We start from the raw sequence: 13,871 nt of genomic DNA, 5'->3' as shown, positions 1-13,871 counted from the left end.
CCGGTAGGGTCGGCGGAGCGAGAAGGGGGCTCCATGGCCGGGGCGAGCATCAGCGTGCAGGACTTCGTGATGCGGTTCGGGGACCGTGCGGTGGTGGACGGGCTCTCGTTCGACATCGCCCCCGGTGAGACCTTCGGGCTCCTCGGCAGCAACGGCTCCGGCAAGACGACGACGATCCGCGCGCTGCTCGGCATCACGTCGCCGACCTCGGGCACGCTCACGATCGACGGGCACCCGTACCGGCCGGCCACCGGTGGGATCGGGTACCTCCCCGAGGAGCGCGGGCTGTACCGCAAGGAGTCCGTCCTCGACGTGATGACGTACTTCGCGGCGCTCCGCGGCATGAAGCGCCCCGCGGCGACGGCCTGGTCGATGGACTACCTGGCGCGGGTCGGGCTCGCGGACCGGGCGAAGGCCCGCGTGGACAAGCTCTCCGGCGGGCAGCAGCAGAAGGTCCAGCTCGGGATCACGATCATGGACCGGCCGCGCCTGCTCATCCTCGACGAGCCGACGAAGGGCCTCGACCCGGTGAACCGCCGGCTGCTGCTCGACCTGGTCGACGAGCGGAAGGCCGACGGTGCGACGGTGATCCTCGTGACGCACCACATGGACGAGGTCGAGCGGCTCTGCGACCGGATCCTCCTGCTCAAGGACGGCACCGCGGCCGCGTACGGCTCCATCCCCGAGGTGCAGGACACCTTCGGCGGCGCCGTCGCGAAGGTCGCCCTCGACGGTCCGGTCCCGTCGTCCCCGCGCTACAAGCTCGCCCGGCACGAGGGGCACGTTGCCTACCTCGTGCCCTCGACGTCGGCAGCAGCGGACGGGTCGGACATCCTGGCGTCGCTGGTCGCCGCGGGCGTGCACGTCACCGGCTTCGAGATGCGCCGGATCCCGCTCGACGAGATCTTCGTGCAGGTCTACGGCCACGACGCGGGCGCCGACGAGCGCATGGCGGGAGGAGCACGATGAGCCGCATCGGCACCGTCATCCGGTTCGAGTTCGTCCGCGCGGTCAAGAAGCCCGCGTTCTGGATCGGCACCCTCGCGCTCCCGTTCGTCATCATCGTGGTGTCCCTGCTCGTCGGGGTCGGGCAGGCCGCCGGCACGGACTCCGCGGTCTCGAGCTCGTCGGCGACGAAGACCCCGTTCCACTACGTCGACCACTCCGGCCTGGTCTCGGAGTCCGTCGCGGCACGCTGGGGCGGGACCCCGTCCACCGATCCGTCCGGGGACCGGGCCGACGTGATCGCCGGCCGGCTCGACGCGCTCGTCGTGTTCCCCGAGTCCCCGTCGACGGACTCGATCACGGTGACCGCGAAGGACCGCGGGCTGTTCGAGAACGGCGGGTACTCATCGCTCGCGCAGCGCGTGCTCGAGCAGAGCGTGGCCGCGGAGGTCGACGACCCGGAGGCGGTCAGCATCCTCCGCTCCCCACCGACCGCGGACGTGACGGCCTACGCGAACGGGAAGGTCGCGCCCGGGTGGCTGTCGATCGTGCCGCCGTTGGTCTACGTCGCCGCGTTCTTCGGCCTGGTGATCCTGCTCGCCGCCCGCATGGTGACGGTGGTCGTGGAGGAGAAGGAGAACCGCATCTCCGAGATGATCCTCACCACGGTGACCGCCGGGGACCTCATCCGCGGCAAGGTCGTCGCGATGCTGCTGGTCTGTCTGGTCCAGATCGGGGTGTTCCTGGTGCCCGGCCTGCTCTCGCTCGTGGTCGTCGTCCCGCTCGTCGCCGACCGGGTCGGGGACGTCGTCATCGACCCGTGGCGGATGCTCGTCGGCGCCCTGCTGCTGCTCGGCGGGGTACTGCTCGCCTCGGCGCTCTTCGTGACCGTCGGCGCCGCGGTCCCCTCGATCAAGGACGCCTCGACGCTGCAGTCGGCGGCGATCTTCTCGCTGATCATCCCGGTCTACGCGGCGTTCTTCGTGATGACGAGCCCGTCGTCGCCGGTCGCCACCTTCTTCACGTACTTCCCGACGTTCACCCCGGTCACCGCGATGGTGCGGAACGCGGTCGGTGCGCTGTCCCCGGTGGAGTCGGTGGTCTGCATCGTCGAGGTGTTCGCCGTCGCGTTCGTGCTGCTCTGGTTCGCGCAGTACCTGTTCCGGCACTCGGTCGCCCAGTACGGGTCGAAGGTCACCGTCCGGCAGGTGCTCTCCTGGCGGCGGCGCTGACCCGCACGCGCGTGGCCGCAGTCACCGCGACGGTCACCGTCACCGTCACCGTCGCCGTCACGCGACGATCGCGGTCCGCCCGGGCAGACTGAGCGCGAGCGGTGCCTCGCGCACCACGTCGAGCGCCAGCGCGATGGCACCGCGGACGACGACGTCCGCGCCGAGCGTCGACGCGACGATCGTCGGCACGGGGTCGTAGTGCCACGTGTCGAGCAGCCGGCGGGCGTGGGCGATGACGACCTCCGCCGGCTCGGCGATGGCGCCGGCGACCACGACGCGGTCGATGTCGAGCAGGCTCGCGAGCACCACGCAGACCCGGGCGAGCCGGTCGCCGAGCCGTTCGACGAGCTCGACCGCGACGGCGTCGCCGGCCTCGGCGGCGGCGAACAGCGCCGCTGCGTCGATGCCGTCCGGGGCCGCGGCGAGCGGGGTGCCGGGGAGCACGCGACCGTCCGCGACCGCCTCGGCGGCGAGCACCCGAGCCGTGCTCCCGAGTCCCTCGGGCGAGCCGACGCCGGCCACCAGGTCGAGCACGCGCATCTCACCCGCGCCGCCGTGTGCGCCGCGGAGCAGGGTGCCGTCGACCACGAGCCCGGTGCCGAACCGTTCGCCGGCGAGCAGTGCGGCGAACGAACCGTCGCCACCGGCACCGCGTTCGGCGACGGCCGCGAGGTTCGCGTCGTTCTCGACCACGACGGTGCCCTGCCGGAGCACCGCCCCGAAGCCGGGGTTCATCGCCGCCCAGTAGCCGCCGTCGTCGGCCGGCGAGGCACCGACGGCATCGACGGGCGCGGGGACCCCGACGGTGGTGACCAGGACGTCGTCGCCGGGGACCGCGGCCGCCGCCAGTGCGCGTGCGACCGTGTCCCGGATGACGCCGAGCCGGACGGGGACGTCGAGGCCGGCCTCCCCGAGGTCGCCGGAGGCACGCCCGAGCACGGTCCCGCGCAGGTCGGCGACGAGCACCGCGATCCGGTGCTGCCCGGCGTCGATGCCGACGACCACGCCCGCGCGCTCGTCGAGCCCGTACCGCCGGGCCGGCCGTCCCATCCGGTACTCCCCCGCCGCGCGGGCGTCGTCGAGCTCGCGGATCCAGCCGAGCCGGACGAGTTCGTCGCAGGCCGCGAGCACGGTGGAGCGGGTCAGGCCCGTGGCGTCCATCGCCTCTGTCGCGGTGAAGGCGCGCGCGGCGAACGCATGGTCGAGCACGATCTCGGCACTCGACCCGCGTGCGGTTCCACGGCGCTGCGGCATGTCGTGACACTACCGCGACGCGAGTTCCTTGCGCTATTAGATTTTCTCGCTACATTTAGTCCTGCGGGCGGCACCGGAGCCGGTCCGCGATTCCGGAACGGCAGGGACGCCGGGTCCGGACGGACGGAGACGACGTGAAGCAACACGCCACGACTCGGAACACCGCGGGGGTCAGCCGACGGTCGTTCCTGCTGGGGGCCGGCGGCATCGCCAGCGGTTTCGCACTCGCCGGGTGCGCCCCGATCGGATCGACATCGAAGCGACCCGAGACGATCACGTTCTACGTGTCGAAGCCCGAGGTCATCGGGTACTTCGACGACCTGATCGCCCAGTTCCACGACAGCCAGTCGAGCGTGCGGGTGATCCGCGACTCGACGTCGAACATGTCCGCGAACTTCGTGCGGAACGCGCCGCCGGACCTCGGGTGCTGGAACTACAACTTCTCGGTCGTGCCGTTCGTCGAGCACGGGGCCCTCACCGACCTGTCCGACCTCGAGCAGGCGGACACGATCAACCCCGACCTGTGGCCGCTCATGGAGCAGACCGCGGACTACCCGGGCCGCAAGAGCGCACTCCCCTACTCGGTGATGTCCGCCAGCGTGATCTACAACAAGCAGCTGTTCGCCGACAACGGCGTCGAGGTCCCCACCACCTGGACCGAGCTCGCCGCCGTCTGCGACAAGCTCACCGCCGCCGGGGTCACGCCGTTCTACAACACCTACAAGGACACGTGGACGATCGCCCAGGGGATGTTCGACTACAGCATCGGCGGTGCACTCGACGTGCCGGCGACCTTCACGTCCCTGCAGCGTGAGGGCACGAGCGTCGGCAAGGACTCGAAGGTGTCGTTCGAGAAGGACTTCGCGATGCCGATGCAGCGCATGACGCAGCTCGCGAAGTGGTCGAACAAGGACGCCGCCAGCCGTGGGTACGGCGACGGCAACCTGGCGTTCGCCCAGGGCAAGGCCGCGATGTACATGCAGGGACCGTGGGCACTCGGCGAGATCGCGAAGACCACGAAGAACATGGACCTCGGCACGTTCCCGCTGCCCGTCACCGACGACCCCGACGACCGGAAGGTCCGGGTGAACGTCGACCTCGCCCTCTGGATCCCGGAGCAGTCGAAGAAGCAGGAAGCCGCCCGCGACTTCCTGACCTTCCTGATGCAGCCGAAGGTCAACGACAAGTACAACGCGGACAACAACGGCTTCGGCGTCCGGAAGGACGCCCCGCCGGCCTCGAACCCCGCGCTCGCCGGCATGCAGTCGTTCTACGACTCCGCCGCGTTCTCCCTCGGCGCCTCGCAGCTCATCCCCGCCGAGATCCCCGTCGCGAACTACGCCCAGGCGATCGCCCTGGGCGGCGACCCCGCGCGGCAGCTCCGCACCCTCGACGCCGACTGGGCGCGGCTCGCGCTCCGGTCCGCCTAAGGAGTCGACGAATGGCAACCACGACCACTGAATCGATCACGACGGCGGACCGCAGCCGCCGTGGCGGAGCCGCACCGGGCCTCCCGGCCGGCATGCGCCGTCCACGGCGGCGACTCGACCCGGTCTTCCTCGCGTTCCTCCTGCCGACGCTCGTCATCTTCACGCTGGCGATCACGCTGCCGGCCGTGATGGGCATCGTCCTGAGCTTCACCGACTCCGTCGGGTTCGGCGAGTTCGGGTTCATCGGGCTGACGAACTACCGCGCCGTGTTCTCCGACCCCGCGATCCTGCAGGCGTACCTCTTCACGATGGGCTTCGCGCTCGTCACGGTCCTGCTGGTGAACGCGATCGCGTTCCTGCTCGCCATCGGCCTGACGTCCAAGATCCGCGGGAAGATCGCACTCCGCGCGGTGTTCGTCCTGCCGATGGTGATCTCCGGCATCGTCATCGCCTACGTGTTCTCGTTCCTGTTCTCGAACAGCCTGCCGGCCGCGGCGACCGCGCTCGGTTTCGGCCCGCTCGAGCAGAGCATCCTCGCGAACCCGGACCTGGCGTGGATCGCGATCGTCATCGTCACCGCGTGGCAGGCGATCCCGTCGACGCTCCTCATCTACATCGCCGGCGTGCTGTCGATCCCCGGTGACGTGTACGAGGCGGCATCGCTCGACGGCGCGTCGTCATGGCGGCAGCTGCTCTCGATCACGGTGCCGCTCACCGCGGGCTACATCGTCATCAACCTCGTCATCGGGTTCAAGAACTTCCTGAACGCGTACGACGTCATCGTCGGTCTCACGAACGGCGGCCCCGGCACCTCGACGACCAGCGTCGCGATGTCGATCTTCAACGGGTTCTCCAACGGCGACTACTCGTACCAGATGGCGAACGCGACGATCTTCTTCGTGATCGCCGTCGTCATCGCCATCGTCCAGCTGCGGGCCACCCGCGGGAAGGCCTCGTTCTGATGACCGTCCAAGCACCGCTCAACACCCGCACCACACTCACCGGCAGCGTCCGCTCCGTGGACGCCGACAAGACCCACGGCCGCCGCGGTCGGGGCAACTGGACCCTGACGATCGTCCTGGTCGTCTGCGCGTTCTCCGTCCTGATCCCGCTCTACGTCACGCTGAGCATGGCGTTCAAGACCACCGGGCAGGCGGTCGACGGCAACGCGTTCTCGCTGCCGGCGCCGTTCAGCGTGCAGGGCTTCGTCGAGGCCTGGCAGCTGACCGACTTCCCGCGGGCGTTCGGCGTCTCGGTGATGGTCGCCGCGATCACCGTCGTCGGGACGATCCTGCTGGCGTCGTTCGCGGCGTACGCGATCGCCCGGAACTGGGAGCGCCGACTGTTCCGCTGGTCGTTCTTCTACCTGCTCGCCGCGATGTTCCTGCCGTTCCCGGTGCTCGCGCTGTCGCAGGTGAAGCTGACCGGCATGGTGGGGCTCGACAACCCGTTCGGCGTCGCGATCCTGCACGTCATGTTCCAGCTGTCGTTCAGCGTGATGCTCTTCACCGCGTTCCTCCGGTCGATCCCCGGGGAGCTCGAGGAGAGCGCCCGCATCGACGGGGCGAGCACGTGGCAGGTGTTCTGGCAGCTGGTGTTCCCGCTGCTCGCACCGATGAGCGCGACGGTCGGCATCTTCGCCTTCCTCGCCTCGTGGAACGACTACATGATGCCGGCGCTCATCACCGCGGACCCGGCGCTCCAGACGCTGCCGGTGCTCCAGCAGATCTTCCAGACCCAGTTCAGCAACAACTACAACGTGTCGTTCGCCTCGTACCTGATGGCCATGGCCCCCGCGATCATCGTCTACCTCGTCACCCAGCGATGGGTGATGGCGGGCGTGACGCAGGGTGCCATCAAGTGATCGACCGGACCCCCGAGAGGACCCCATGACCGACATCCTGGCCCAGCCGGCCACCGCGACCACCGCCACCGACGAGACCTGGTGGCGTCAGGCGAGCGTCTACCAGATCTACCCCCGCTCCTTCGCGGACGCGAACGGTGACGGGATCGGTGACCTGCGCGGCATCACCGAGCGCGTGCCGTACCTGGCGTCGCTCGGCGTCGAGGCGGTGTGGCTCAGCCCGTTCTACCCGTCCGCCCTCGCCGACGGCGGCTACGACGTGGACGACTACCGCGACGTGGACCCGAAGCTCGGGACCCTCGACGACTTCGACGCGATGGTCGAGGCCCTGCACGGCGCCGGCATCCGGGTGATCGTCGACATCGTCCCGAACCACACGAGCGACCGGCACGCGTGGTTCCGCGAGGCCCTCGCCAGCCCGGCCGGGTCCCCCGCCCGCGACCGGTACGTCTTCCGCGACGGCACCGGTCCGGACAAGAGCGCGGCGCCCGCCGACTGGATCTCGATCTTCGGCGGCCCGGCCTGGACCGCCGCGGGCGACGGCCAGTGGTACCTGCACTCCTTCGCGAAGGAGCAGCCCGACCTGAACTGGGCGAACCGCGAGGTCCGCGACGACTTCCTGCACACGCTGCGCTTCTGGTCCGACCGCGGGGTCGACGGCTTCCGCATCGACGTCGCGCACGGGCTCGCGAAGGACCTCGGCGAGGTGCTGCCGACCTGGGCGGAGCTCGCCGAACTGCCGAAGGACGGCACGCACCCGCTCTGGGACCGGGACGACGTCCACGAGATCTACGCCGAGTGGCGGAAGGTGTTCGACGAGTACACGCCGGCACGCACCGCCGTCGCCGAGGCGTGGGTCGCCGCGGACCGCCGCGCCCGCTACGCGAGCGCCGACGGGCTCGGGCAGGCGTTCAACTTCGACCTCCTCGAGGCCGACTTCGACGCCGGGTCGTTCCGCAGCATCATCGAGTTCAACCTCGGCCTCGCCGAGCAGTCCGGCTCGTCGACGACGTGGGTGTTCTCCAACCACGACGTCGTCCGGCACGCCACCCGCTACGCGCTCCCCGCCCGGAACGGCACGACCGAGAAGCAGGGCGGCGCCTGGCTCCTCGCCGGCGGCTCGCAGGACGACCTCGACCAGGACCTCGGGCTCCGTCGGGCGAAGGCCGCGACGCTGCTCGAACTCGCACTGCCCGGTTCCGCGTACCTGTACCAGGGCGAGGAGCTCGGCCTGCAGGAGGTCGGCGACATCCCCGACGCCGACCGTCAGGACCCGGCGTTCTTCCGGAACCCGGGCGTCGACGTCGGCCGCGACGGCTGCCGCGTCCCGATCCCGTGGACCCGCACCGGTTCCTCGTTCGGCTTCGGCCCCGGCGGCTCGCACCTGCCGCAGCCGGCCTGGTTCGGCGCGTCCTCCGTCGAGGCCGAGGACACCGACCCGGACTCGACGCTGAACCTGTACCGGAAGGCGCTCGGTCTCCGCGGGCAGCTGCAGTCCGAGGAGCACCTCGAGTGGCTCGAGACGGGTCGCGACGACGTCCTCGCGTTCCGCCGGCCGAACGGCTGGACGAGCGTGACGGTGTTCGGCGACGAGCCCTACGACCTCCCCGCCGGTGAGCTGTTGCTCGCCTCGGCTCCGGTGGCAGACGGCGCCCTGGCGGGCGTGGGGACGGCCTGGTTGCGCGCGTAGGAACGCGACCGGGGATCGGACGGGAGGCACGGTGCGGGCAGGCGCCGTGCCTCCCGTCCGTCACGGGGTGGCCCCGTGGCGGCCGTCACGTCCGGCGGGTCAGTCCGCCAGGACCGGTGACCTCGGGGCCGACGACGCCGGGATCAGGTCGAGGTCCCACGCGGGGACCTCGCGGCGGCGCCAACCCTCGCGGAGGGCGTGCACCGCGTGGTCGTACTCGGCCAGCACGTCGAGGTGCGGGCGCACGAGCAGCTGGATCTGCAGGCCCTCGTAGAGCGCGAGGAGCTGCGTCGCAGCGCGGTCGGCGGGGACGACGAAGTCCTCCGCACCGCGGTCGAAGTCGCGCTGGAGCCCGGCCGTCAGCGTGCCGAGGTACTCCTCGTAGCGCTTCCGGAACAGTCCCGCGAAGGTCGTGTCCGCACCGGCGATGTTGATCACGCCCGCGAGGACCCGGACCAGGCCCGGGTCGGCGACGTCCTCGGCGAGGGTCATCCGCACGTGGTCGATGGTGCACGTCGGCTTCCGGAGCCGGGTCGACCCGCGGAGGGTCGTCCAGTGGTCGTAGGTCACGAGCAGCAGGGCGTCCCACGTGGGGAACGCCCGCGCGACGGCGTCGAGCGGCAGGCCGGCGACGTCCGCGATCACGGCGGCGTCGACCTGGTTGAAGGGGTGCAGGCGGTACGCACGGATGGCGGCCCTGATGAGGCGCTCCGCGGTCGTCTGTTCGTCGACGATCGTGTCGTCAGTGAGGGTCTCCACGGGACCATCCCACCCCATCGGCGGGCGGGTGTCTCGACCCAGACCGGGGGCCGTCCAGCCGGTGTAGTCGCGCCCGTTCCGGTGCGTGCTGGCGCGTGCGAGGCGCCCTCGTGTGCACGAGGCGCCGCCGTCCTGCCGAGACGCCTCGCTCTTCGGCGGCGTCTCGCGCGGCGTGCGGCGTCTCGCGCGGCGCCTTGCCGCTCACGCGTCGGGGAGGGCGAGCTTCGAGCCGCGCGGCTCCGTGTTCCGCGCGGCGTTCGGGGGCGGGGGCGTGTACGGCGGGGTGGCCTCGACCCGGCGGCGGGTCAGTTCCGCACGACCGAGCCACACCACGGCAGCGATCCACACCCCGCCCTGCAGCAGCATGTACGCGGGCGGGAACAGCAGCGCGATCACGGACTGCCATGCCAGGCCGCTGACGAGCGCTCCGATCCACACCGCCAGCCATCCGAGCGGCACCCACCGCAACCGGTCGATGCTCCCGATCGCCGGTCCGATCGTCTCGGCCGCCTTCGCGAGGACCTCGTCCCGGTCCTCGGGCAACAGCTCGGGCGGCCGGGCCGCGAACTGGCGACCGATGCGCTCGGAACGCCGCCACCCGACCAGGCGGGGCCCGGACGGCACGGGGACACGGCCGGCGGACCGCGTGAACGCCGCCGAGAAACACCCGACGGCGCCGGCCCAGGCGACCGCCATCACCAGCGACGCAGCCAGGGTGCTGCCGGTCCAGGGCGTCAGCAGGTCGGTGACGACGAGGACCGCGCCCGCGACGAACGCGACGGCCGCGCCGACGATCGTGCGACGACGGAGCCGGACCGGGTCCAGGAACTCCCGTCGGTGTGCGCGGTACACGCGCCACCCGGTGCCGAAGGCGCCTTCGCTCATGCGCCCATCATGCTCGGCGGCGCTGAGGCATGCTCAGCCGACGGTGACCGGGGCCGCCGGGGGCTTCGTGCGCTGCTTCGCCCAGACGAAGAAGCCGGTCAGGGTGAAGACGCCGTAGAAGACGTACATCAGCCCGGACGCGTAGTACCCGGCGGAGAAGAGCAGCGGGACGCCGACCAGGTCGACGGCCACCCAGATGAGCCAGAACTCCACCCAACCCTTCGCCATCCCGTAGGTGGCGAGGAGCGAGCCGACGAAGATCCAGGCGTCGGACCAGACCGGCTCGTACGAGCCGAGCGCGCGGAAGATCGGCGTCAGCACCGCGGTGCCGCCCACCAGGGCGACGACGAGCAGGAGACGGGTCCGCCAGGAGGCCCAGCGCGGGTCGATCACGCTCGTCGCCTCCGCGGGACGGTGCGTCCACCGGTACCAGCCGTAGATGCTCACGATGACGAACATGACCTGGCGACCGGCCTGACCGAGCAGGTTGACCGGGTTCGGGGTGTCGAAGAGCGCCCCCATGAAGACCGTGAAGAGCAGGGCGTTCCCGATGATGCCGACCGGCCACGCCCAGACCTTGCGGCGCATGCCACCGAGCGCACTGAGCAGACCGAAGACGTTGCCGATCACCTCGCGCCAGAGCACCGTCTGGTCACCGATGACGATCTGCGCGTCGAACAGCCAGTGCACGATGCCCATGGGTCCCTCCTCGTTTCCGGTCGATGCAACCGTATGGGTCGGTCCGGCATTCCGCCGCACCCGTACTCGAATCGGGGTACAAACCATGTCCGCACTGTCGGGGACGAAAATCACCCCCGGACTGGGTCCATGCGAGTGCATGTTCCCTCTTGTCGGCACTTTGGGGGACCGGCTAGATTCGATACCGGAGCGGATCCAGCCCGCCCGAGTCGCTCAGAGCCTCGGAGCCCGGCGATCCACTCCCGGCACAGGTCAGCCGCGACCCCTCGAACCACTGGGTCGATGACAACGTCCCACCGGCACGACAACCCGAACCACCGTGCCCGTGGCCTTCAGCGCTCCCCCCTGCGCAGAAACGGACACCCCCATGCACAAGATCGTCACCGGTGCCATCGCCGGCGCCGCCGGCGTCGCCCTCCTCCTCGGCGGAGCGGGCACCTTCGCACTCTGGAACGCCAGCGCCTCGAGCGCCGCGTCCTCGATCAGCTCGGGCACCCTGACCCTGAGCGCCAACAACGACGGCGCTTGGACCGACATCACCAACGGCCGTTCCGCCGCGATCAACCCGACGACCGCGCTCATGGTCCCGGGCAACACGTACCAGTTCACGCAGACGCTGAACATCGGCGCGACCGGTCAGGACCTCAAGGCGAACCTGACCTACGCCAGCCAGAGCATCACCGGCGACGCCACACTCCTCGCGGCCACCACGAAGACCCTCGCGGTCACGTCGTCCAGCGCCTCCGTCGTGCAGTCGACGTCGAACGCGAACACCTTCGTGGTGTCGCCCTCGGCGTCCACCTCCACCGTCAAGGTCGTGTTCACGATCTCCCTGCCGAGCTCCGCGACGAACGGCCAGGGCGGCACGCTCAACGTCGGCGCCCTCGCCTTCACGCTGACGCAGACCGCGATCGCGTCCTGAGCCTCGGCGTGGTGGGTCCCTGATCCGCTCACCACGCCGAGTCCACCCACACGACCACGACGACCAGGGGAACGAGCATGACCGGGACAGCGACGAGGACGGGGCGCCACCGCGCACCCCGCCGCGCGCGCTGGGTCTGGCCGACGGTGCTCGCCCTGGTCGTCGCGGTCGTCGTCGCGCTGGTCGGCACCGGCGGCACGTACGCCCTCTGGAACGGCGCGGCGAGCACCACGGCGTCGACCGTGAAGTCCGGGACGGCCACCATCCGCGTCGGTGCGCTGACGGCGATGAACACCGCGGTCCTCGCACCCGGGACCGGCGTGACCGGGACCTTCACCGTCGCGAACACGGGCACCGTCCCGCTCTCGATGCGGGTCGCGACCACCGCGACGACCGTGGCGTACGCGACCAGCGCCTCCAGTGCGACCGTGCTGGGTGAGGAGACCCTGAAGCTGTCCGTCGTCGCGACCGCCGCGGACTGCCGGACCGGACTCTCCGGTGCCAGCGCCCGCGTCGCGGCGTTCGACACGGGCAGCGGCTACTACACGCTCCCCGTCGGCGCCAGCGGGATCGGCTGCGTCGAACTCGACCTCGACGCCGACGCCCCCCAGTCCGTCGCCGGCGCCGTCACCGACTTCACGCTCACCGTCACCGGGACGCAGGTGGCGTCGTGAGCCGCCGGTTCCGCGTGCTCCTCGCCGCACTCCTCACCGCGGTGTTCGTCGCCGGCGGGTCGAGCGCGGCGTGGGCGCTGTGGACTGCCACCGCCACGACGGCGTCCAGCGTCACGATCGGCAAGGTCTCCGCGTCGATCAGCGGCACGAGTGCGATCACGACGACGTTCTCGTCCACCGTGACCTCCGTGACGAAGCCGGTCACGTTCACCAACTCCGGGTCGATCGCCGGGACCACCTCGACCACCGTCTCCGTCGTGTCCGGCAGCTCGACCGCTCTCGCACAGGCAGTCACCGTCGTCGCGTGGCCGGTCGCATCGGCTGCGGCCTGCACCGATTCGACGGCCGTCGGCAGCGGTTCCGTCACGGGCACCTGGGCATCGCTCCCGAGCATGTCGTCGAAGCTCGCCGCCGGTGCCAGCGCCGTCTGGTGCACGCGCAGCACGCCGACGTCATCTGCGCCGGCCTCCACCACCACGAACGTCAACGTCAACCTCACACTCACCGCGGGCACGTGGACCTCAGGCGTCCTGCAGGGCGGCTTCTACCTCAACACGTCCGCCGCGGCGGCAGCGCTCACGTGCACCGACCACAGCGGGAACTACGTCGACGTCACCTGGCCGGCGTCGTCCCGTCCGACGGACACCTGGTACGCGGCGTTCGTCGGCACCACGATGGTCGGGCAGAAGGCGCAGGACTACTCCGCGCGGATCACCCTCGCGCCGCAGGACATCCCCAAGAGCGTCGCGTCGAGCGGCACCGTCACGGTGACCGTGAAGGTCATCGACAGCGCGGGCACCGCGACGACCACCGTCGCCGGCAGCGGCCCCCTGACGCTCTTCACCCAGAACGACGGGGCGGCGATCCGATGCGGCGCCTGACGTCCTCCGCCGCCGCCCCGGCCCGGCGTACCGGCTGGCGTGCCGTCGCGCACGCGGTCGTCCTCGGCGCGAGCACGGGGCTCCTCCTGCTCGTCGCCGGACTGGCGGTCGTGCTCATCGTCGTCCCGAAGGCCTCGGGGTCGACGCCGCTGACCGTCCTCACGCAGTCGATGGAGCCGACGCTGCCCCCGGGCACGCTGATCGTCGTGCGCCCCACGCCGATCGCGGACATCCACGTCGGGGACGTCGTCACCTACCAGATCGTGTCCGGACAGCCGGCCGTGATCAGCCACCGGGTCGTCTCGATCGCGTCCTCGTCCGACGGCTCCCGCACGTTCGTCCTCAAGGGCGACAACAACGCCGCCCCCGATGCGCAGCCGGTGACGGCAGCGCAGGTGCGCGGCGTCGTCTGGTACAGCGTCCCCGAGGTCGGGTACGTCAACCAGCTCGTCAACGGCTCGCGGAGCTGGCTCATCCCCGCCGTCGCGGGCGTGTTGCTCGCGTACAGCGCGGTCATGGTGACGGTCGGTGTCGTCTCCTCGGTCCGGCGCCGGCGTGCGCGGGCCCGGGACCGTGACCGTGGCCGGGACCGGGACCGGCGTCGTGGCCGACGTCGTGGAGCGCACTCGGTCTAGG

Annotated in this window: 14 protein-coding genes; 10 read left to right on the top strand and 4 right to left on the bottom strand. The window is 70.9% G+C overall.

Annotation, left to right across the window (positions count from 1 at the left end):
• Positions 1 to 33 precede the first annotated feature (33 nt).
• A complete protein-coding gene (locus EDF24_RS07685) occupies positions 34 to 969 on the top strand; it encodes an ABC transporter ATP-binding protein (RefSeq protein ID WP_123702016.1) in 936 nt (311 codons plus the stop codon).
• The gene (locus EDF24_RS07680) at positions 966 to 2,177 is read left to right on the top strand and encodes an ABC transporter permease (protein ID WP_123702014.1); all 1,212 of its coding nucleotides are present in this window, start codon (positions 966 to 968) and stop codon (positions 2,175 to 2,177) included. Before EDF24_RS07685 ends, EDF24_RS07680 begins: the two co-directional genes overlap by 4 nt.
• A 57-nt stretch (positions 2,178 to 2,234) precedes the next feature.
• Here the strand turns inward: EDF24_RS07680 and EDF24_RS07675 are convergent, their stop codons facing one another.
• Positions 2,235 to 3,431: an ROK family protein gene (locus EDF24_RS07675; protein ID WP_123702012.1), complete on the bottom strand. Its 1,197-nt coding sequence runs from the start codon at positions 3,429 to 3,431 to the stop codon at positions 2,235 to 2,237.
• Between the two features lie 134 nt (positions 3,432 to 3,565).
• Here EDF24_RS07675 and EDF24_RS07670 point away from each other — a divergent pair, with 134 nt between their 5' ends.
• Genes EDF24_RS07670 through EDF24_RS07655 form a run of 4 tightly spaced genes read left to right on the top strand, consistent with a single transcriptional unit; the run spans position 3,566 to position 8,415 of the window.
• Positions 3,566 to 4,861, top strand: a complete 1,296-nt coding sequence (locus tag EDF24_RS07670; protein WP_123702010.1) for an ABC transporter substrate-binding protein — start codon at positions 3,566 to 3,568, stop codon at positions 4,859 to 4,861.
• Between the two features lie 11 nt (positions 4,862 to 4,872).
• Positions 4,873 to 5,823, top strand: coding sequence for a carbohydrate ABC transporter permease (locus tag EDF24_RS07665; RefSeq protein WP_123702008.1), 951 nt, complete (start codon positions 4,873 to 4,875; stop codon positions 5,821 to 5,823).
• Positions 5,823 to 6,725, top strand: a complete 903-nt coding sequence (locus EDF24_RS07660; RefSeq protein ID WP_123655670.1) for a carbohydrate ABC transporter permease — start codon at positions 5,823 to 5,825, stop codon at positions 6,723 to 6,725. Before EDF24_RS07665 ends, EDF24_RS07660 begins: the two co-directional genes overlap by 1 nt.
• 25 nt (positions 6,726 to 6,750) lie before the next feature.
• Positions 6,751 to 8,415: a glycoside hydrolase family 13 protein gene (locus EDF24_RS07655; RefSeq protein WP_123655671.1), complete on the top strand. Its 1,665-nt coding sequence runs from the start codon at positions 6,751 to 6,753 to the stop codon at positions 8,413 to 8,415.
• 99 nt (positions 8,416 to 8,514) lie between these two features.
• Here the strand turns inward: EDF24_RS07655 and EDF24_RS07650 are convergent, their stop codons facing one another.
• The 3 genes from EDF24_RS07650 to pnuC form a co-directional block, all read right to left on the bottom strand.
• Complete coding sequence (locus tag EDF24_RS07650; RefSeq protein ID WP_123702006.1) at positions 8,515 to 9,174, bottom strand: hypothetical protein; 660 nt, start codon at positions 9,172 to 9,174, stop codon at positions 8,515 to 8,517.
• A 201-nt stretch (positions 9,175 to 9,375) separates the two neighbouring features.
• A complete protein-coding gene (locus EDF24_RS07645; RefSeq protein ID WP_123702004.1) occupies positions 9,376 to 10,059 on the bottom strand; it encodes a hypothetical protein in 684 nt (227 codons plus the stop codon).
• A 33-nt stretch (positions 10,060 to 10,092) separates the two neighbouring features.
• Positions 10,093 to 10,758 (bottom strand): nicotinamide riboside transporter PnuC, encoded by a 666-nt coding sequence (pnuC, locus tag EDF24_RS07640; RefSeq protein WP_123702002.1) that lies wholly within the window; start codon positions 10,756 to 10,758, stop codon positions 10,093 to 10,095.
• A 367-nt stretch (positions 10,759 to 11,125) separates the two neighbouring features.
• Here pnuC and EDF24_RS07635 point away from each other — a divergent pair, with 367 nt between their 5' ends.
• The 4 genes from EDF24_RS07635 to EDF24_RS07620 all read left to right on the top strand — a co-directional run bounded on the left by EDF24_RS07635 (position 11,126) and on the right by EDF24_RS07620 (position 13,870).
• Positions 11,126 to 11,680: an alternate-type signal peptide domain-containing protein gene (locus EDF24_RS07635; RefSeq protein WP_123655675.1), complete on the top strand. Its 555-nt coding sequence runs from the start codon at positions 11,126 to 11,128 to the stop codon at positions 11,678 to 11,680.
• 77 nt (positions 11,681 to 11,757) lie between these two features.
• Complete coding sequence (locus EDF24_RS07630) at positions 11,758 to 12,354, top strand: TasA family protein (protein ID WP_123702000.1); 597 nt, start codon at positions 11,758 to 11,760, stop codon at positions 12,352 to 12,354.
• On the top strand, positions 12,351 to 13,235 hold the full coding sequence (locus EDF24_RS07625) for a hypothetical protein (RefSeq protein ID WP_123701998.1): 885 nt from the start codon (positions 12,351 to 12,353) through the stop codon (positions 13,233 to 13,235). The genes EDF24_RS07630 and EDF24_RS07625 overlap by 4 nt, the downstream gene beginning before the upstream one ends.
• Complete coding sequence (locus EDF24_RS07620) at positions 13,223 to 13,870, top strand: signal peptidase I (protein ID WP_123701996.1); 648 nt, start codon at positions 13,223 to 13,225, stop codon at positions 13,868 to 13,870. The genes EDF24_RS07625 and EDF24_RS07620 overlap by 13 nt, the downstream gene beginning before the upstream one ends.
• Position 13,871: the final 1 nt, after the last annotated feature.

This window comes from Curtobacterium sp. PhB130 (assembly GCF_003755165.1).
Lineage (GTDB): Bacteria > Actinomycetota > Actinomycetes > Actinomycetales > Microbacteriaceae > Curtobacterium.
Note: the sequence above shows the minus strand (reverse complement) of the source record. Positions and strands in the feature narration are given on the sequence as shown.